The sequence below is a fragment of the Ferdinandcohnia jepli genome (assembly GCF_047246645.1).
Lineage (GTDB): Bacteria > Bacillota > Bacilli > Bacillales > Bacillaceae_L > Ferdinandcohnia.
In genome coordinates this window covers 109,242-128,308 of the sequence record NZ_JBFOKR010000016.1, presented here as the reverse complement: position 1 = coordinate 128,308, position 19,067 = coordinate 109,242, and the positions used below count along the sequence as shown (strand labels likewise).

Genomic DNA, 19,067 nt, shown 5'->3' with positions numbered 1-19,067 from the left:
CATAAGCATCGCACGAAGAAAATGCATAGCATTTTCGAGGATGTGCTGACGTCTACGTTAGCCACAGGACGTGGCGGTCGTTAGTAGACGTTCCTTTTGACCTTCCCGCAGGACTTTGAATTGCTCCTTTGAATTATCCCACGCACGAAGAAAATGCAATGCATTTTCGAGGAGTCTCGTACCATGCGCTCCAATCCCCCCTGTAAAATAAATATTCAACTTAAAATAACCGTTTTAAAAACAAGTGAATCTTACTATGAATTACATAACAGAAAAAAAATATATTTTTAACATTATTTTCTGTTTATAACTCTATTACATCTCCTGGTGCCATTACTTTTCCCTCAGATGATGTTAGCCTTGAAACAAAGTCAGCAGCATCCTGTTCAATGACTGGGAATGTATTATAATGAATCGGTACAACAACCTTTGCTTTTAGCCACTCAGCAGCGATTAGAGCATCTTCTGGACCCATTGTAAAATTATCCCCAATCGGTAGAAATGCTATATCAATTTCATTTAGTTCTCCAATCAGTTTCATATCTGAAAATAGCGCAGTATCTCCTGCATGATAAATTGTTTTTCCTTCAGCAGTAAATAAAATTCCACCCGGCATTCCTGTATAAATCAGTTCATTATTTTCAGTTTGATAGCTCGATCCATGGAATGCAAGTGTATACTTAACTTTTCCAAAGTCAAATTGACGAGAACCACCAATATGCATTGGATGAACATTTAAACCTTCCCATCCAAGATATACGGCTAATTCGTTAGGTGCCACTACTAAACTTGCATTACGTTTAGCAAGCTCTACCGTGTCTCCTACATGGTCATTGTGGCCGTGAGTCAGCAGGATTACATCAGCGTATACCTCAGTAGCTTTTAAATCGGTGAGACTGTTACCTGTAATAAATGGGTCAATAAGGATTGTTTTTCCCTCTGATACAATTTTTACAACTGAATGTCCATGATAAGATACTTTCATGAATTGTTCTCCCCTTCCTATGAGATTACTTTATTATTAGTTCGTTTTACATACCAAGCTTTCCTTCTTTTACATATACTTTTATACCCTTTACCTTGTAATTACAAACGGTTGGTCGTTTACAATTTTATTCTTACTTGCTACTCTTAAATTATCTATTCGGTGGTCCCACTACCGTCTGATACATAAATTAAAGCCAAAGGAAGTGTATCTAAAATGAATCAACGCTTACAGCAGGTTTCAAACTGGCTAAAAGAGAAAGATATATCATGTGGTTTTATCACATCTACACCAAATGTATTTTACTTAACCAACTTTTATACAGAACCCCATGAAAGACTTTTAGGATTATTTGTTTTTCAGGATGAGGAACCTATCTTAATCTGTCCAAATATGGAAGTATCCCAAGCGAGAAGTGCTGGATGGCAATACGAGATCATTGGGTTTAGTGATACCGATAACCCGTGGGAGTTAATTCAAAAATCACTTTCAAAGCGTAACCTTGCCATTTCAAAAATAGCTCTTGAGAAGGAACATCTAACAGTAGACCGATTTGAAAAAGTAAAAGAATTATATCCAAGTGTCGAACTTGTATCAGCTGAGGAAAAACTTCACATGCTTCGGATGATTAAAGAAAATAAGGAAGTTGCCATTTTGAAAGAAGCTGCAAAGCTTGCTGACTTTGGTGTAGAAGTTGGAGTTGCAGCAATAGCCGAGGGAAAGACGGAACTAGATGTACTTGCAACAATTGAATTCGAACTAAAGAAAAAAGGGATTCGTCAAATGTCCTTCGACACAATGGTATTAACTGGTTTAAAAACCGCAGCTCCACACGGTAAACCAGGCCTTGATCCTATAAGAAAGGGTGACCTTGTTTTATTTGATTTAGGTGTGGTACTTGACGGATATTGCTCAGATATTACGAGAACAGTTGCTTTTGGCCACGTTTCTGAAGCACAAACTGAAGTTTATAACACTGTCCTTAAAGCACAGCTAGCAGCTGTAGAGGCATGTAAGCCAGGTATAAGAGTCGGAGATATCGATCGGACAGCTCGTACTATTATTTCAGATGCCGGTTACGGTTACTATTTTACTCATCGAATTGGCCATGGACTAGGAATTGATGTGCATGAGTTCCCATCAATGAACGAAACGAACGATATGCTTTTACAAAAAGGCATGTCATTCACAATTGAACCTGGAATTTATGTACCTGAAATTGGTGGGGTTCGAATTGAGGATGATATGATTATTACTTCTAATGGTGCAGAAACACTTACAAAATTCCCAAAAGAATTACTAGTAAAATAATCAAAAGGACCTCCTATCGCATAAGGAGGTCCTTTCTTTAGTTTACTGTTTCTTCTTCCTTTTCAAATTTCGAACATAGATATTCAAAAAGCTTGTGATTAAAATTATCTTGGTTACGTACATAATCAAATAAAATATCATAGTGTTCCTTGTTATCTTGCAAACTGGCTAATACATTATAAAATAGCTCTTTTTGTTCTTTTATAAAATCAATCATTTCTTGATCACGTTCTTCATTTGCTTCGAAATTTCTTGAGATACTTTCTTTTATAAGTTCTTGTTCTTTCATTGTAGCCAATATTTCAGCAAACTGCTCTTTTACAAGGGTAATATTTTCTGAAACCTTATTATTAAAAGTCTCCTGATTTTGTACAATTTTTTGAAGGATCTCAAGCTGTTCTTTATGCTCTCCACTTTCCTTGGCTGCTGATTCATTAATTTTTTCTTGTTTCTTCATAAAGCCAACCAAAACCTCCAATAAACTTTTTTGCTCTGTTACTTTTCTTGATAGCCTATCGACATTTTCCTTTTGCGAATTTTCATACATAAAAAATTCATTTTGTAGTCCTTTTTGTTCCTTAGCTAAACTTTTTATTAGTTGTTCGTTGCTCTTCATATATTCTCTAAGCGTTTCAATATATTTCTCCTGTTTCTGTATATTCTCTGTCACATAATTTGAATAAAAGGTAGGTTGGTTAACATCTTCGCTTGTTGAGGGGGTTGGACGAAATACATAGGGTGCTAATGATCCATTAAAAAAAACTGATGAACTCACCTTCTTGCACTCCTTTACATTTGATTAGACTTTATCCCTGATCAGTAACTCATCTTTTATATTATTTTTATATTCCACAATTGGTGACAATGAAGGAGGATTAAAGTGGGCCAATTAGTATTGAAGAAAAAAAGGATACCTTAAAAAGGTATCCCTGTACTGTTTATTGATTGTCTAAAAGAGATTTTGCATCTGAATAGGATGTACCATGAGCTTCAGCAACTGCCTTATACGTTACATAACCATCCAAGGTATTAATTCCTTTTAAGAGAGCTTCATTTTCAAGACAAGCCTGCTTGTAGCCTTTATTCGCAATTTGTAAAGCATAAGGAACCGTTACATTTGTTAAAGCCATTGTTGAAGTCCGCGGAACTGCTCCAGGCATATTAGCAACTGCATAATGAACTACTCCATGCTTTATATACGTTGGGTCATCATGTGTAGTTATACGGTCTGTAGTTTCAAAAATCCCACCTTGGTCGATTGCAATATCAACGACAACAGAGCCTGGCGCCATAGATTGAATCATTTCTTCTGTTACCAATTTTGGAGCTTTAGCTCCTGGAATTAAAACTGCACCGATAACAAGATCTGACTCTTTCACAGCCTCTGCTATATTAAGAGGATTTGACATTAACGTAGTAATATCCGAACCAAAAATATCATCTAATTGGCGAAGACGTTCTGGATTCAGGTCAATGATTGTCACTTGCGCACCAAGTCCAATCGCCATTTTAGCAGCATTCGTACCTGCAACCCCACCACCGATAATGGTAACCTTTCCTCTTTGAACTCCTGGAACACCTGCTAATAGAATCCCTTTTCCACCCTTTGGTTTTTCAAGGAATTGTGCACCTATTTGTGATGCCATTCTTCCTGCTACTTCACTCATAGGAGTTAGTAATGGAAGAGAGCGATTTGGAAGTTGAACAGTTTCATAAGCTAGTCCAACTACTTTTTTCTCAACTAATGCCTTTGTTAATTCAGGTTCTGGAGCTAAGTGAAGGTATGTAAATAGGATTAATTCTTCTCTAAAATATGTATATTCCTCTGCTAGAGGCTCCTTTACTTTCATAACCATATCCATTGACCAAGCTTCACTAGCAGTTTCAACAATCGTAGCTCCAGCTTCTATATATTGTTCGTCAGTAAATCCTGAGCCTACTCCAGCATTTGTTTCTATAAATACCTCATGGCCAAAGCTAACTAAGTTCACTACACCAGCTGGTGTCATCGCAACACGGTTTTCATTATTTTTAATTTCTCTAGGTACACCAATACGCATTACAAAACACTCCTCTATTCTTTTTCTACTGAATTGTTACAAAAATATGTAAATATAAGAACGTATTTACTATAACACCAAAACACAAATTATTGTACAATTTTCTACTAATTTTTTAAAAAGAAAAAGTCCTTTAATAGCAACAATGTAAACACTTACATTTTTCGACTCTTCTCCAAAAAGTACTCTAAAAAAATAGCGAAAAAGTTCACGATATCTTCATTTATCCCTTAATTTACACTAGGTATACAGTGCTATACTTTAAGTAGAAAGATAAATATTCCTTACTAGGGGGCTAAGGTTATGGGACTCACCTATAAAAAAGTTCTTGTAGCTGTAGATGGTTCTAGAGAATCTGAATGGGCTTTAAAAAAGGCAATTGAGGTTTGTAGAAGGAATGATGCAGATTTAGTGATAACTCATATAATTGATTTAAAACAATTTGCATCTATCTCAGCGTACGACTTCAATATAAGTCAACGATCTGAAGAATATGGTGAGCAACTATTAGCTGAATATAAAAACCTAGCAATTGATTCTGGAATAAAAAATGTTATAACTGACCTTGAATATGGTTCACCTAAGGTGAAAATTGCTAAGGAAATCGCTCCAAAACATAACGCAGAGTTAATTATTTGCGGGGCAACTGGTCTAAACGCAGTTGAACGTTTCTTGATGGGAAGCGTTTCTGAACATATTACTCGATATGCAAAATGCGATGTTCTAGTAGTAAGAACCGAAAAAAATTTATAAAGAGTTATTAGAAAACTCGCCGATTGCCGAGCCTTTAGGCGACAGCAGAGGCGTAGTTGCACTTGTGCAGATAGGAAAGAATTTTATGCCAAACAAAAAAATCGTGAGCAGCTCACGATTTTTTTGTTTCTTCTATCTTTTTTAGCACTCTTCTGACTTCGTCAAATCCTGTACCCCCAGCACTTCTTCTACGGGAAACCGCTGTCTCAGGCATTAACACTTCAAAAATGTCTTCTTCAAAAAGTACTGATGATTCCTTAAAGACTGAAATTGGTAAATCAGCTAAATAGACTCCACGTTCAATGCAAGTTAACACAAGCTTCCCCACAACTTCATGTGCCTCCCTAAATGGCAACCCTTTTGAAGCAAGATAATCTGCGAGCTCGGTAGCATTTGAAAAATCTCTTTGAACTGCCTTAGCCAATATCTCGGAGTTTACTTTCATTGTTGCAATCATACCTGCAAATATTTGGAGCGATCCTTTGACGGTCTTAACGGTATCAAACATTCCTTCTTTATCTTCTTGCATGTCTTTATTATATGCTAATGGCGTGCCTTTCAGGACTGTAAGTAATCCAACTAAATTTCCGTATACACGCCCTGTTTTTCCACGAATTAATTCAGCCATATCCGGATTCTTTTTCTGTGGCATGATGCTACTACCTGTAGCAAATGCATCATCAATTTCAACAAAACGGAATTCCTGGGTAGACCAAAGTATTAATTCCTCACAGAATCTTGATAAATGAGTCATTATAAGTGAACTATTACTCAAAAATTCCACAATAAAGTCCCGGTCACTTACTGCGTCAATGCTATTTTCATAGATACTTTCAAAACCCAGCAACTCTGCACTGTAGTGCCGATCTATCGGAAAAGTCGTACCTGCTAATGCTCCAGCACCAAGGGGTGACATATTTATCCGTTTCATTGAATCCTGTAATCGTTCTTTATCTCTTTCAAGCATCCAATAATAAGCCAGTAAATGGTGTGCAAAAGAAATGGGTTGTGCTCTTTGAAGATGTGTATAACCTGGTGCGATTGTTTCAACGTGATTATTGGCTTGTTTGACAATCGCATTCTGCAGTTCATTCAATAACTCAATTATCTCTTCCAATTGATGACGAAGATATAAATGCATATCCGTTGCAACTTGATCATTACGACTTCTTCCAGTATGAAGTTTACCACCAACTGGTCCGATTTCATCAATTAACAGCTTTTCAATATTAAGGTGGATATCCTCATTAGCAACTGAATAGTGTAGTTCATTATTTCTTGCCTTTTCTAGTAAGATAATTAGCCCATTTTTGATTTTAGAGACTTCCTCATCCGCAAGAATGCCACACTTCCCAAGCATTGTTACATGAGCAATACTACCTTCAATATCTTCTTTTACTAATTCCTGGTCAAAGGAAATGGATGCTCCGAATTCATCCACCCATTGCTCCGCACTCTTGGTGAATCTGCCTCCCCACAGTTTTTTCATACTTCAACCTTCTTAGAGCTGTTATTTACAATACTATTTACCTTTGTCGGTAGACCCCATAACGAAATGAACCCAACAGCTGCATTATGATCAAATTCATCATCAGAAGTATACGTAGCAAGCTTCTCGTCATACAAAGAATTTGCTGATTTACGACCTTCAATTATTGCATGACCCTTAAATAATTTAACACGTACTGTACCATTTACTGTTTTTTGTGTTTCTTTTAAGAAACCAAGTAGGGCATCCTTTAGTGGAGAAAACCACAGTCCGTTATAAATTAATTCTGTTAGCTTTTGTTCGATTACCGGCTTGAAATGCGCAACCTCTTTTACTAGAGTGATATCCTCAAGCTCCTTATGTGCTTTAAGTAGAGTAATAGCACCAGGACACTCATACACTTCACGAGATTTTATTCCAACTAATCGATTTTCTACGTGATCAATACGACCGACCCCGTGTTTTCCCGCGATTTGATTTAGTTCAAGAATAAGTTCAGCTAGTGAATATTCTTTACCATTAATCGTCTTAGGCACACCCTGGTCAAATCCCAATTCAATGATTTCAGGAGTATCAGGAGCATTCTCAATAGAAACAGTTAAATCGTAAGCTTCTTCAGGTGGAGCAGCCCATGGGTCCTCTAAAATACCACATTCATTACTACGTCCCCAAAGGTTTTGGTCAATTGAAAATGGACTATCAAGGTTAATAGGAATAGGTATATCATGCTGTTTAGCGTACTCGATTTCTTCTTCACGAGACCATTTCCATTCACGAACTGGTGCAATCACTTCTAACTCTGGGTTTAGTGCGTGGAAAGAAACCCCAAATCGTACTTGGTCATTTCCTTTTCCAGTGCATCCATGTGCTACAGCAACTGCATTTTCTTTTTCTGCAACCTCAACCAATTTTTTAGCAATTAAAGGACGAGATAAAGCAGACACCAAAGGGTATTTACCTTCATAAAGTGTGTGTGCCTGTAACGCAGCCAAAGCATATTCATTCGCAAATTCTTCTTTTGCATCAATTACATATGATGATACAGCTCCTACTTTGAGTGCCTTTTCTTTCACAAATTGAAGATCTTTTCCTTCCCCAACATCCAAGCAGCATGCAACTACATCATACCCCTGCTCTTGTAACCATTTAATTGCAACACTTGTATCCAATCCACCTGAATATGCCAAAACAATCTTCTTTTTAGTCATTTCAATTATCTCCCTTACGAATAATAATTCAATATAATTTATATTTATACATAATGTATAACTTTAACAACTCTTTTGTATTTTTTCAATAGAATTTTATGAGAAAAATTAATATGGATTTTAAATGGCATACAAACTACTAGTATTGTAAAATAGTAGCAGTAGTTCATAGGAGTGGATAAAATGGAGGACCTTTTTATATATGATGAACGCCTTGGTATTCGCTTACCCCATTTAGAAAAAGAATGGGAGGAGTATTCAGAGGATGTCCAACAACAAATTTTATTTAAATGGGAAAAGATTAGGGGCCATATTCCTGATCGAATTGCTGAAATTGAACAGGTGATTAATACAAAACAAGAGCAACTCGGAAATGAGCAAGACTTTGTTCGTTCCTGTCAATTAAACAATGAAATTTCCGAATGTGCCTCGGTAATTAATGACTTATGGATTTGGTACCGAATGAACCAAGGTATGTCTGCTAAAATTCATCAATGATTGTGAAAATGTAATGTGGTTGAAATTTTAATCATAATAAGAAAAGGTCTAATCAGAAGAATGATTAGACCTATATATATCCTTTTTTATTTCTTTAACTACGTGTCCAAGCTCTGGAAGAATTAGTTTAGACATAGCAAGTTTTACTGCGCCTGTTGACCCAGGTGTAGAAAATATCGCCGTATCATTACTCACTCCTGCTATAGCTCTTGAAAGGATTGCTGCAGAACCAATATCCTCAGTGTAGCTGAGCATCCTAAATAATTCCCCAAAACCAACAATTTCCTTATCTAAAAGCTTAGCAACTGTTTCGATCGTAACATCTCGCTTAGCTATTCCCGTTCCACCATTTGTTAAAACCACATCAACATCACTTCGTTCAGTACCGGTGACAATTGCTGCTCTAATAAAGGCTTCTTCGTCTTTGACAATATCGTAGTCAATAACTGAATAGCCATGTTCTTTTAACAATGACATCATCAACTGCCCACTTTTATCAGTCTCTGGTGTTCGTGTATCGCTAACGGTAATAACTTTACAGTTGACTCGTTTTGGTGCCTCTTTTTTATGTTCATCTAGACTCATTTTTTGTTACTCCTTCTCCTTTAAAAAACGTAACCGGTAGTAATTATGGGCAAATTCACTTACTTGCCTTGTTAATTGATAATTCATTCCTGCTCCAATAGCCATACCAATAAGTGGCACACCTTGTATCACTTTCTTACGTAATAGTGAAATGGTAACAGCTTTCAAAATATGTTTTAAAGGAAGTTCAAGCCATGTCTCATTTGTTAATTCCTCGGTACCTTCGTAAATAAATTGATTATAAGAATTGTCTATATCATCCACGAGGGTATTCCACCCCTGATACCGCATTCTTTTTGGTAAAGTTGCAGCGTGAAATACCTTTAAGGAGTTCATCATTTCATAAGGTGTATTTACTTCATTACCGTATGTAGTTGCGATTAGCTGTACAATTCGTAAATTAAGTATTGTAATGGCTGGTATATCAGTACCCAATAAAACAAATCCACCTGTTCCAGACAGTCCACCATGAGCAAGTGAATATAACCGGTGCTTAGCAATTTGATGCTCAGCCAGATATGTTAGCTGATCAATGCTTAAGTTTTTAAGTTCTGTAATTTCCTCAATATCCTGGTTAAAAATTCTAGCTGAGGTTAGTAGTCTCTGTCTTGCATCCATTTGAATTTGCGTTCCTTGGAGGATAGCATGAAGATGAAATAACCAGTTGTCTATTTTAGCAAAGAATTCAGTTCGAACATTTTCAGGAATTAACGCCAGAGAGTTCTCTAACCATTTATCATACGTCATTTCAAAGTCTGTAGTTTCATACATTTGAAACTGTCCAACCCATTTTTCTATTTCGAGTAAAACCTTTTCTTCACGCTCTGTAAATTCCATAATAATCCTCCGTTCCCATAAATATCTTATAGGTATTATAACATAAAGAGCCTTTAGAGAAAGAATCCCCAAATATAAGGCATAGTTTGATTTTCTAATAAGAAGGGGTTACTAAACTAAATGTTCAGTAACCCCTAAAAAAATATAGTTATTGGTTCAGTTGTTATTTTGCGAGACGCACTACATCACGTGCGATCATAACTTCTTCATTTGTCGGAATGACAATAACTTTTACAGGAGAATGTGGGTAGTTAATAAATGTTTCCTTACCTCTAACTTTATTTAGAGCCGGGTCCCAGTACACACCCATAAATTCTAATCCTGTTAATACTCTAGCACGAATTGTGTCACTGTTTTCGCCAATACCCGCAGTAAAGATAATTGCATCAATACCATGCATTCTAGCAGCATATGATCCAATGTATTTATGAATTCTGCTTGCAAATACTTCTAATGCTAATTCAGCTCTCTTGTTACCTTCATTTGCATGCTGCTCAATATCACGTAAATCACTTGAGAATCCAGATACACCAAGCATACCACTCTCTTTATTCAGTACATCTAGTACTTCATCAGCAGTTTTTCCTGTTTTCTCCATAATATATGGAATTAACGCAGGGTCAATATTACCAGAACGTGTTCCCATTGTTACTCCAGCAAGAGGTGTAAAGCCCATTGATGTATCAATTGATTTACCACCTTCGATAGCAGCAATACTTGCCCCATTACCAAGGTGACATGATAGTAAACGGAGTTGCTCAACAGGTCTTCCTAACAGCTCTGCTGCTCGCTCAGATACATACTTATGAGAAGTACCGTGGAAACCATATTTACGAATACCATATTCTTTATAATATTCATACGGAAGACTATATAAGAAAGATTTTTCTGGCATTGTTTGGTGGAAAGCAGTATCGAATACTGCCACTGCTGGTACATTTGGTAGTACTTCTTGGAAAGCTTTAATACCTGTCGCATTTGCTGGATTGTGTAATGGTGCTAACTCAGATAGTGCTTCAATTTCCTTTAATACCTCATCAGTAATCAATGCAGAATCAGCAAAGGATTCTCCCCCATGGACAACCCGATGTCCAATACCTTCAATTTCGTCTAGAGACTTAATGATTCCTAACTCAGTAAGATTTGAAAGTAGAATTTTTACAGCTACAGAATGGTCTGGTATTTCAATTTCCGTTGTTTGTTTTTCATCTCCAACAGAGATCGTAAAAATACCTTTTTCAAGACCTATTCGTTCAAAGATTCCTTTAGTTATTACTTCTTCACTAGGCATTTCAAACAATTGAAATTTTAATGAAGAGCTTCCTGCATTTATAGCAATTACCTTCGCCATATATATTACGCTCCTTTTTTTCTTGCTATTTCTAAGGTGTATGTATGTCCTCTACATTATTCTATGCAAAACGACAATCTTTCATATATACCTTTTTCATTTAAACATCGTGTCAAAACCATTTCAAGAGTAAAGCCCAAATGGTACCGTTTTCGCCATAAAGTTGTTATATTCAAACAAAATGAACTTTCAGATAAGGAATTAATAGGGAGATTTTTTTACGTTTCAGACTTATTGAACATAGTGACCTCAATCTATTGCTCTTCTACTTCAAGGCTTTATCACCTCTATTAGTGACCTCACCAGCGCTCAATTCTACCTCAGGGCTTTCATCACTCCTAACTTTTACCTCTTTAAACACAACACTTGTATGATTCATCAATCACAAAAAAACCACCCGCAGACCTCTATTAAAGCAAGCCTACAAGTGGAATTTATTATTTACTATTATTTTTTTCATTTTTGAACCAAGTGTCAATTTGGTCGATAATTCCTGACATCGCAACTTTATTTGAAAACTTCGGTAAGTCTACTAATAATGCTTGTTTCGGTACCTTTACATCTTTGCCTTTTTTCTGGAGTATAAATATACTTTTTGCAGCTTTTTCATCTTTGAATAAAGATAATGGAAGCTGAATCATACCTTGAATTATACTATTTTCTTTTAAATATGCATTAAGGTCCTTAGCTTGTTCGCTAGTAAATAAATGATTAGGTACCAAAAACAATAAATAGCCGCCTTCTTTTGTATATTTTAAGCTCTGTTCAATAAAAAGATGATGTGCATAAGAATGCCCTTCTTTTGCACGAAGCTCGTAACCCGCTGCTCCAATGTCGTTTGGATAGTAACCAACTGGTAAATCACAAACAACAATATCCATAGGATCAATATATAAAGGCTGTAGACTATCTTGATTGTATAACTGAATTGAATGCTGTTGTAAATTAGCACTTACAAATGCTAATTTTACTAATAAATCATCAACATCAATACCGTAAGCTTCTATTTCCTTTGATAAATTTTGATTCAAAATAGATGTTAACAGGTTACCAGTTCCAACTGCAGGGTCAGCGATTGTAAACTCTTTTCGTTGTTCTGTAAATTTTGAAACTAAGTACCCCATAAATATTGCTACTGCATCAGGTGTCATTTGGTGGTTAGGTTGGGTAGCTTGCTTCATTCCTTTTAATATAGCAAGTTGAAACGCTTTTCGAATTTCTTCGACGTTCGTACGATTTAGGTTAACGTTACTGTATTCTTTTTCCAACCTTTTTTTTGACAACTCGCTTATTTCATCTTGTTGCAGAATTGTGTTTTGAAAAATATTTTCCCCTGTTTCAGCTACAGCTTCTAAATAAGAGCACCCCAATTCCTCTTGTAATAAGGTTGCTGTATTATCAAATACCGTGAATAACTTTTCCATAGTAGATAGTTGTTCCATTCTGTTAACTCCTTCTTCCTCAACTACTTATTCAATACTTTTAATTGGCAATATAGATTACTATTGTCCCTGCTATGTATCACTCTATTTTAGAAGATTCATCCGTTAAGTTCAAATAATGAGACGCCCGTGTTTATCATTACACACAATAAAAACAAAAACCCCCAATTACATAATTGGGGTGACTGTACTTATTCAAGTAATTATTTTGCTGCTTTAGCTGCTTCTAAAGCTGCTTCATAATTAGGATGATCAGTTGCTTCAGGTACATATTCTACATATGCTACTGTATCAGTTGAATCAACTACAAATACTGCACGTGCTAATAAACGAAGCTCCTGAATCCCAACACCGTATGCTTCTCCAAAAGATAGGTCTCGGTGATCTGAAAGAGTTTGAACGTTTTCAATTCCATTCGCACCACACCAGCGCTTTTGAGCAAACGGTAAATCAACACTAACAGTTAATACTTTTACATTACCAAGAGTAGACGCTTCTTCGTTAAAACGACGCGTTTGAGCATCACAAACACCTGTATCCAGTGATGGAACCACACTGATTAAACGTACAGAGCCTTTTGAATCTGCAAGTGTTACAGGCGATAAATCATTTGCAAGTACTGTAAAGTCTGGTGCTTTATCTCCTACTTTCACTTCAGAACCTAATAAAGTAACTGGATTTCCCTTAAAAGTAACATTCGCCATAATAAAATCCTCCCTTAAAATATGTATACACAGTGTAAATGATATCCATAATTGGAGTCGAATGCAATCATTATGAATATTAACTCTACATTGAAAAGTTCTATATTTTTATTAATAAATCCTTTTTATTGCAGTAAAAAAGTTAACTGTACACTTTATACAGTTAACTTTTTAGACTATATATCAAAGTCCTGCTTAGAACTATCCTGGTTATTTTGTCCTTGATCTTTGTTATGTCCTTGTCCCTGGTTGCTCTTTTTCATCATTTGCTGGATTTTTTCTACAGCTTGAGGAGCTAAATCAAGTAATTTTTCGAATAAATGCGTACTCTCATCTAAATGGAGCATTTTTACACCCTGAGAACTTACAATTAAGAAAGCAATTGGTGTGATGGATACTCCACCCCCGCTACCTCCACCAAATGGAAGTTTTGAGTTTTGTTTTCCACCCTCACTATCTTCACTATCTTTTCCACCCCCACCTTGAGTTTTAAATTCACTACCACCCGCAGCAAACCCAAAGCCTACCTTTGAAACCGTAAGAATCACGCTTCCATCAGGTGTTTCAACAGGGTCTCCGATGATTGTATTAACATCAATCATTTGTTTTAAGTTTTCCATCGCAGTCGTCATTAAACCCTGTATTGGATGTTCAGACATATCTAATTCCTCCTGACTCTCTACACTGATTTTTTATTAGAATCTGTACCGTTCAATTTTGAAAGAAGTGGGGATTTGAACCTCGGTACTCCACCTCTCCACTTTTTAATCAATCTGATTCCTGCTACCATAGCATGCCCGATTCGAAAGTGAAACATGCATACAAGCTTAGTTTCAGAAACAGCTCTTTGAAAGGAAGGAGTTATAGAATATTCAGGATGTGCCTTTAGTTTCATATAGTTACTAATTAATCCTACCAAGGTACCTTTTATTGACCAGCCGAGACCTGCTAATACCCCTGTATGGGCTGCGTCTCCAACACCTATATGACTGTGCCACTCAAGCTTTGAAATGGTGATTTTAGATATAAAGTCCTTTATAATGCTTGTCATACCAATTACCCGCTCTAAGATAGTTCTTGAATCCTGGATACTTCCTAAGAATTCACTGAAAGAATATTTCTTTTTCTTCTTTGATTTCTGTTCTTGAACATTTGCCTTCTTTTCTTCTTTAAAAACAATACTTGGTGTATCTTCATCAACTTTGACCATCGGTATTTTTATGGTATATCTAAGGAGTCCAAACCAAATACTGAATTTTATTTTAATGCGATCATCATCTTGTGAGTGATTTAAATCTATATATATGGTTAATTTAGTAATGGCAATTAGAAGGAGGATAAGTATTAAGATTATAAAAATAAGTAATAGCCATTTCACGCACTCACACCCTTTCAATGTACCATTATCGCCTTTTAACTAATAAAATAAACAAAAAAGCACATAGGGTTTTACGTGTAAATAAAAAAGGATAGGAAACAGAGTTCCTATCCCATACAATTATTTTTCATGAATTACCGTTGTATCTGCAAACATATCATGTATTCCTTGCTTCTTTGGAAGGAACGCAACTATGATATAGCCAATAAAAAACAGTTTTGATATATATCGTCCTATCCATTCTCGGAAGATAACGGTTTGCCAAGTGAGCGGCTTTTCGTTTAATGAAACAACTCTTAGTCCAAAAACCATTTTTCCAAGAGTTTGCCCAAAAAACTTCGTTAAAAGAATAAAGTACAAATAAAAAACAATTGCAGTTACAATAGTAGCAGCACTAAATATCTCATCTTTATCTGCTGATATGTCTAGAGCTCTAAATACCGGGTAAATAAGAATACGGTTCAGGCTTCCAATTACAATCAAGTCGAGCAAATATGCCCAAAAACGCATCCAAAATCCTGAGTACCTAATACTTGCTTGTGTAAGAGGTTGACTATTATTATCATTTACATATTCATTTGGTAAACCTTCACTAGTTAGATCCATTTTTAGTCCCCCCTACTCTGCATATAAGTACATCATACGTGGTGAGTTAGGCTGTGACAAAAGGTGTACCAGAGTAGCCATTTCGATGTCCTCTGCGAATAATTTTTTAGCACTCATTGTAAATAAAGAACCAAACCCGTAATTAGCACTATATTCAACAACCGATGCATTTTCTAAGTTATGATCCTTCTTCATTCCTTCAATTGTGTCCTCAAAAAATCCTAACTCGTCTATTAAATCAATTTCTTTTGCTTGGCGCCCATCATAAATACGGCCATCTGCTATTTCCCGCACTCTGCCTTCGCTCATATTTCGACCGCTTGCAATTACATCTACAAACCCTTGGTAGGCATTATCAACCATGTCTTGCATGATCTTTCGTTCATCATCTGTCATTTCTCGACTTGCGGACATAATGTCCTTGTATGGACCACTTTTTATGGTCTCAAATTTAACACCATATTTCTCAGCAAGACCACTGTAATTAATCCCTTGCATAATTACGCCTAATGAACCAGTCATAGTGTCAGGAGTTGCATATATTTTATCTGCAGGTGCAGAAATATAATACCCCCCTGAGGCAGCCATTGCACCCATAGAAACATAAATTGGTTTCTTTGTAGATTCCTTATAGTCATTTAGCTTCTTATGTATTTCTGCACTTTCTACAACACCGCCACCAGGTGAATTTATTTTAAGAATAATTCCCTTAATACTTGAGTCTTCTTCTGCCTGCTCAATCATCTTGAGAAAAGAGCGGTGCTGATAACCGGCTGTTTGAAAAAAGGAGGTAACATCTTCCCCTGTGTCCTGTATCACCCCATCAACATGCAAGACAAGTATCTTATCTGTCCCCTTACCTTCAACAATAATGTTTTCTAAAAACTCGTCGTCAGCTGCTGCAAAGAGTTCGTCAGAAAAACTACTAAAATTATTCGATGCTAAATTAGTTGCTACGTTGAAGATAATTGAAAAAACAAATATGACAGCAGCTATTCCTAATGCTGCCCAACGCTTCCCATTCATTTAAAATTCCTCCTAATTGTGTGGATACTATTCAAATAATGTTCAAAAATAAATACGAATGACTTTCCAAATAGTTTCAAAATAATGTTACACTTTTACCAATTACTAATTGTAACAGATAGTTTTTAGTTATTTTACTTTATGAGATAGATAATGAAGGAGGAGAACATATGAATCGTCGTAATGTTTATTTTTTCTATAAAAAAGAGGATGATACAATAGAATATGTAAAAAAACTACATAAATTGGCGGATGAGAATCAATTTACAGTGGTTGAGGACCATGCAAAAGCAAATGTTATTGTTAGTATTGGTGGGGATGGTACCTTTTTACAGGCAGTTCGAAAGACTAACTTTAGAGAAGATTATCTTTATGCCGGTATTTCAACAACAGGTTCGCTTAATCTTTACTGTGATTTCCATGCGGACGATACTGAAAAGATGCTAGAAGCAATGAAAAATGAGTTAATCGAAGTACGTCGATATCCTACGATTGAGGTAAAGGTTGACGACAATCCGTCATTTTACTGTCTAAACGAATGTTCAATTCGCTCAGCAATTATTAAGACCTTGGTTCTTGAAGTGTATGTTGATGATTTGCATTTTGAGACATTCAGAGGGGATGGCTTGATTATCTCCACACCTACTGGTAGCACCGCCTATAATAAGTCTGTAAATGGTGCAGTTGTTGACCCGCTACTTCCATGCATGCAAGTAAGTGAACTTGCCTCTTTAAATAATAATCAATACAGAACATTGGGATCTTCTTTTATTTTAAGTGATACTAGAAAGTTAGTCTTAAAAGATGTTCAGGATGGCAATGACTTTCCGACTATCGGAATGGATAATGAAGCACTTAGTATTCGAAATGTACAGCAAATTGAAATTAAACTGAGTGAAAAAAGAATAAAAACTGTAAAACTAAAAGATAATTCATTTTGGGAGAAAGTAAAACGTACATTTTTATAGAAGATGTAGGGCCAAGCACAGGTTTGGCCCTTCCGTTTTACATTGCTTTATTTGCTTTTCTTTTTCTTTCAAACATGATTGTATTGTCTACTACAGTCTTCATTACTTTAACATCTATTATTTCATCTTCAGGAATTGAAAATAGGTCTTTATCTAGTATAGTAAAATCCGCCTTATACCCAGGGGCTATCTTTCCCATTCGATCTTCCTGTCCAATGGCATAAGCACTTCCTGTAGTAAATAAACTTATCGCTTCAAACATTGAAAGTGTCTCCTTAGGTATATAACTACCACTATCCTTATCATCTGGATTCTTTCGTGTCACGGCTGCATGAATACCTAGAAGAGGGTTAACAGGTTCAATAGGTGCGTCAGAGCCACCGGCACAGTGAAAGCCTTCTTTTAAAAGAGTTTTCCATGCGTAGCAGTAAGAAAAATTTTCTTCTCCAATTCTATCAATAACCCATGGGAAGTCTGATACTACAAACCTTGGCTGAATATCCAAGATAATTGGTAAATTTTTTGCTCGTTCAATCAAATCCTTTCTCAAAATTTGCGCATGAATTAGTCTGTCTCTTTGCCCACTTATTCCCGGGTACTCCTCAATTACATCTATAACATATTCAAATGCTAAGTCTCCAATGGCATGAACTGCGATTGGCATTTTATATTCCCTCGCCTTTTTCACAAGACTTTTCAGTTCCTGTAAACTATGAATAGCAACTCCAGATGTATCAGGAGAGTCATTATAAGGTTGACTTAATAAAGCTGTTCTTCCACCTAACGCACCATCAGCAAATATCTTCATAGCCCCAAATTCGACGAATTCTGTTCCATCTTTATATGAGTAACCATCATGGTGCATGTCATCAACCGCTTCATGATGAACCAGTAAATTTGTTCTGAATTTTACTTTTTGTCCATCTATCACTTGTTGAAAAGCATGAAATGTTCGGTGAAATCCTCCATAATAATGTAGGTCCTCTGTATGTGCACCTACTAGTCCTAGTTCTAAACAATTTTTAATTGATAGAGTCAGGGCTTGTTTTAAATAGTCTTCAGAAACTGTAGGTATTACATCCATTACTAAGTCCTGTGCTCTATCCTTTAAATAGCCTGTTGCTTTTCCTGCTTCATCTCTAACTATAACTCCCCCAACAGGATCTGGAGTTTCATCCGTAATACCAGCTAATTCTAAAGCTGTAGAATTTACAATTATAGCATGCCTGCAAATTCTCTTTAACACCAACGGATTGTTAGGTGAAAGCTCATCTAATTCTTCTCGTTTGAAAATTTTTTGATCTGGGAGGATATTTTCATTCCATCCTTCTCCTGTTATCCATTCACCTTTATTTGCCTTACTCACATGTTCTTTAATGGCATCTATAAGTTGATGGGAAGTAGTCATTTCAGAGAAATCCAGTTTCATTAGTTTCTCTCCATGCCCAATGATATGCATATGACTATCTACAAATCCCGGATACATTGTGCATCCTACTATATCAACGACATGTTTCACTCTATCTTGAAATTGTTTTCTCAACACAGCTTCCTGCCCTGTTGCAATTATGATTCCATTTTCTACAAACACTGCTTCCACTTTTTCATTTTCTTTTACGAAAGTATAAGCTTGTCCACCAGTCCATAACGTTCCCATAGAATCAATCCTTACCTAGAAGATTTTTCCTTACTACCTTATCATAAGAAAAGCGCAAGCGCCTTGGTCAGCCCCGAAAAGCGCTGGCCGGCTAACGTGCCACGTCCTGTGGCAACGCCGGCACTAGCACGTCCTGTGCGTCGAAACCCTGACGAGGAGGCTCTAAAAATTGCTAAAGCAATTTTTCTGCGAGGCTTATGCTCACGAAG

At 36.3% G+C, this 19,067-nt stretch carries 19 protein-coding genes; 4 read left to right on the top strand and 15 right to left on the bottom strand.

Going from position 1 to position 19,067, the window contains the following annotated elements; all coding sequences use genetic code 11:
• Positions 1-304: 304 nt before the first annotated feature.
• Positions 305-985 (bottom strand): metal-dependent hydrolase, encoded by a 681-nt coding sequence (locus AB3M96_RS17765; RefSeq protein WP_412968971.1) that lies wholly within the window; start codon positions 983-985, stop codon positions 305-307.
• Between the two features lie 216 nt (positions 986-1,201).
• On the opposite strand from AB3M96_RS17765, the gene AB3M96_RS17760 reads away from it, so the two are divergent.
• A complete protein-coding gene (locus AB3M96_RS17760; RefSeq protein ID WP_412968970.1) occupies positions 1,202-2,296 on the top strand; it encodes a M24 family metallopeptidase in 1,095 nt (364 codons plus the stop codon).
• 37 nt (positions 2,297-2,333) lie between these two features.
• Here AB3M96_RS17760 and AB3M96_RS17755 read toward each other — a convergent pair whose 3' ends face one another.
• Together AB3M96_RS17755 and ald are read right to left on the bottom strand one after the other, a co-directional pair.
• Complete coding sequence (locus AB3M96_RS17755) at positions 2,334-3,071, bottom strand: hypothetical protein (RefSeq protein WP_412968969.1); 738 nt, start codon at positions 3,069-3,071, stop codon at positions 2,334-2,336.
• A gap of 163 nt (positions 3,072-3,234) precedes the next feature.
• On the bottom strand, positions 3,235-4,356 hold the full coding sequence (gene ald / locus AB3M96_RS17750) for an alanine dehydrogenase (RefSeq protein ID WP_412968968.1): 1,122 nt from the start codon (positions 4,354-4,356) through the stop codon (positions 3,235-3,237).
• Positions 4,357-4,659: 303 nt separating this feature from the next.
• On the opposite strand from ald, the gene AB3M96_RS17745 reads away from it, so the two are divergent.
• Positions 4,660-5,109, top strand: a complete 450-nt coding sequence (locus AB3M96_RS17745; protein WP_412968967.1) for a universal stress protein — start codon at positions 4,660-4,662, stop codon at positions 5,107-5,109.
• Positions 5,110-5,221: 112 nt separating this feature from the next.
• Here the strand turns inward: AB3M96_RS17745 and argH are convergent, their stop codons facing one another.
• Positions 5,222-6,598, bottom strand: coding sequence for an argininosuccinate lyase (gene argH, locus AB3M96_RS17740; RefSeq protein ID WP_412968966.1), 1,377 nt, complete (start codon positions 6,596-6,598; stop codon positions 5,222-5,224).
• A complete protein-coding gene (locus AB3M96_RS17735; protein ID WP_412968965.1) occupies positions 6,595-7,806 on the bottom strand; it encodes an argininosuccinate synthase in 1,212 nt (403 codons plus the stop codon). Before AB3M96_RS17735 ends, argH begins: the two co-directional genes overlap by 4 nt.
• Before the next feature lie 183 nt (positions 7,807-7,989).
• On the opposite strand from AB3M96_RS17735, the gene AB3M96_RS17730 reads away from it, so the two are divergent.
• Positions 7,990-8,304 carry a hypothetical protein gene (locus AB3M96_RS17730; RefSeq protein ID WP_412968964.1) on the top strand — a complete coding sequence of 105 codons (315 nt, stop codon included), beginning with the start codon at positions 7,990-7,992 and terminating at the stop codon, positions 8,302-8,304.
• Positions 8,305-8,352: 48 nt separating this feature from the next.
• Here the strand turns inward: AB3M96_RS17730 and AB3M96_RS17725 are convergent, their stop codons facing one another.
• From AB3M96_RS17725 to sppA, 9 genes are all read right to left on the bottom strand, one after another.
• A complete protein-coding gene (locus tag AB3M96_RS17725; protein ID WP_412968963.1) occupies positions 8,353-8,889 on the bottom strand; it encodes a MogA/MoaB family molybdenum cofactor biosynthesis protein in 537 nt (178 codons plus the stop codon).
• Between the two features lie 6 nt (positions 8,890-8,895).
• Positions 8,896-9,726: an EcsC family protein gene (locus AB3M96_RS17720; protein ID WP_412968962.1), complete on the bottom strand. Its 831-nt coding sequence runs from the start codon at positions 9,724-9,726 to the stop codon at positions 8,896-8,898.
• 163 nt (positions 9,727-9,889) lie between these two features.
• Positions 9,890-11,077, bottom strand: a complete 1,188-nt coding sequence (locus AB3M96_RS17715; protein ID WP_412968961.1) for an acetate kinase — start codon at positions 11,075-11,077, stop codon at positions 9,890-9,892.
• 437 nt (positions 11,078-11,514) lie between these two features.
• Positions 11,515-12,519, bottom strand: a complete 1,005-nt coding sequence (locus AB3M96_RS17710) for a class I SAM-dependent methyltransferase (RefSeq protein ID WP_412968960.1) — start codon at positions 12,517-12,519, stop codon at positions 11,515-11,517.
• A gap of 203 nt (positions 12,520-12,722) precedes the next feature.
• Complete coding sequence (gene tpx / locus AB3M96_RS17705) at positions 12,723-13,223, bottom strand: thiol peroxidase (RefSeq protein ID WP_412968959.1); 501 nt, start codon at positions 13,221-13,223, stop codon at positions 12,723-12,725.
• Positions 13,224-13,399: 176 nt separating this feature from the next.
• On the bottom strand, positions 13,400-13,882 hold the full coding sequence (ytfJ, locus tag AB3M96_RS17700) for a GerW family sporulation protein (protein WP_412968958.1): 483 nt from the start codon (positions 13,880-13,882) through the stop codon (positions 13,400-13,402).
• A gap of 20 nt (positions 13,883-13,902) precedes the next feature.
• Complete coding sequence (locus AB3M96_RS17695; protein WP_412968957.1) at positions 13,903-14,601, bottom strand: DUF2953 domain-containing protein; 699 nt, start codon at positions 14,599-14,601, stop codon at positions 13,903-13,905.
• 120 nt (positions 14,602-14,721) lie between these two features.
• A complete protein-coding gene (locus AB3M96_RS17690; RefSeq protein WP_412968956.1) occupies positions 14,722-15,207 on the bottom strand; it encodes an RDD family protein in 486 nt (161 codons plus the stop codon).
• 12 nt (positions 15,208-15,219) lie between these two features.
• Complete coding sequence (sppA, locus tag AB3M96_RS17685) at positions 15,220-16,233, bottom strand: signal peptide peptidase SppA (protein ID WP_412968955.1); 1,014 nt, start codon at positions 16,231-16,233, stop codon at positions 15,220-15,222.
• 170 nt (positions 16,234-16,403) lie between these two features.
• Between sppA and AB3M96_RS17680 the strand changes: the two genes are divergently transcribed.
• A complete protein-coding gene (locus AB3M96_RS17680) occupies positions 16,404-17,201 on the top strand; it encodes an NAD kinase (RefSeq protein ID WP_412968954.1) in 798 nt (265 codons plus the stop codon).
• Positions 17,202-17,238: 37 nt separating this feature from the next.
• Here AB3M96_RS17680 and AB3M96_RS17675 read toward each other — a convergent pair whose 3' ends face one another.
• On the bottom strand, positions 17,239-18,858 hold the full coding sequence (locus AB3M96_RS17675) for an amidohydrolase (protein ID WP_412968953.1): 1,620 nt from the start codon (positions 18,856-18,858) through the stop codon (positions 17,239-17,241).
• Positions 18,859-19,067: the final 209 nt, after the last annotated feature.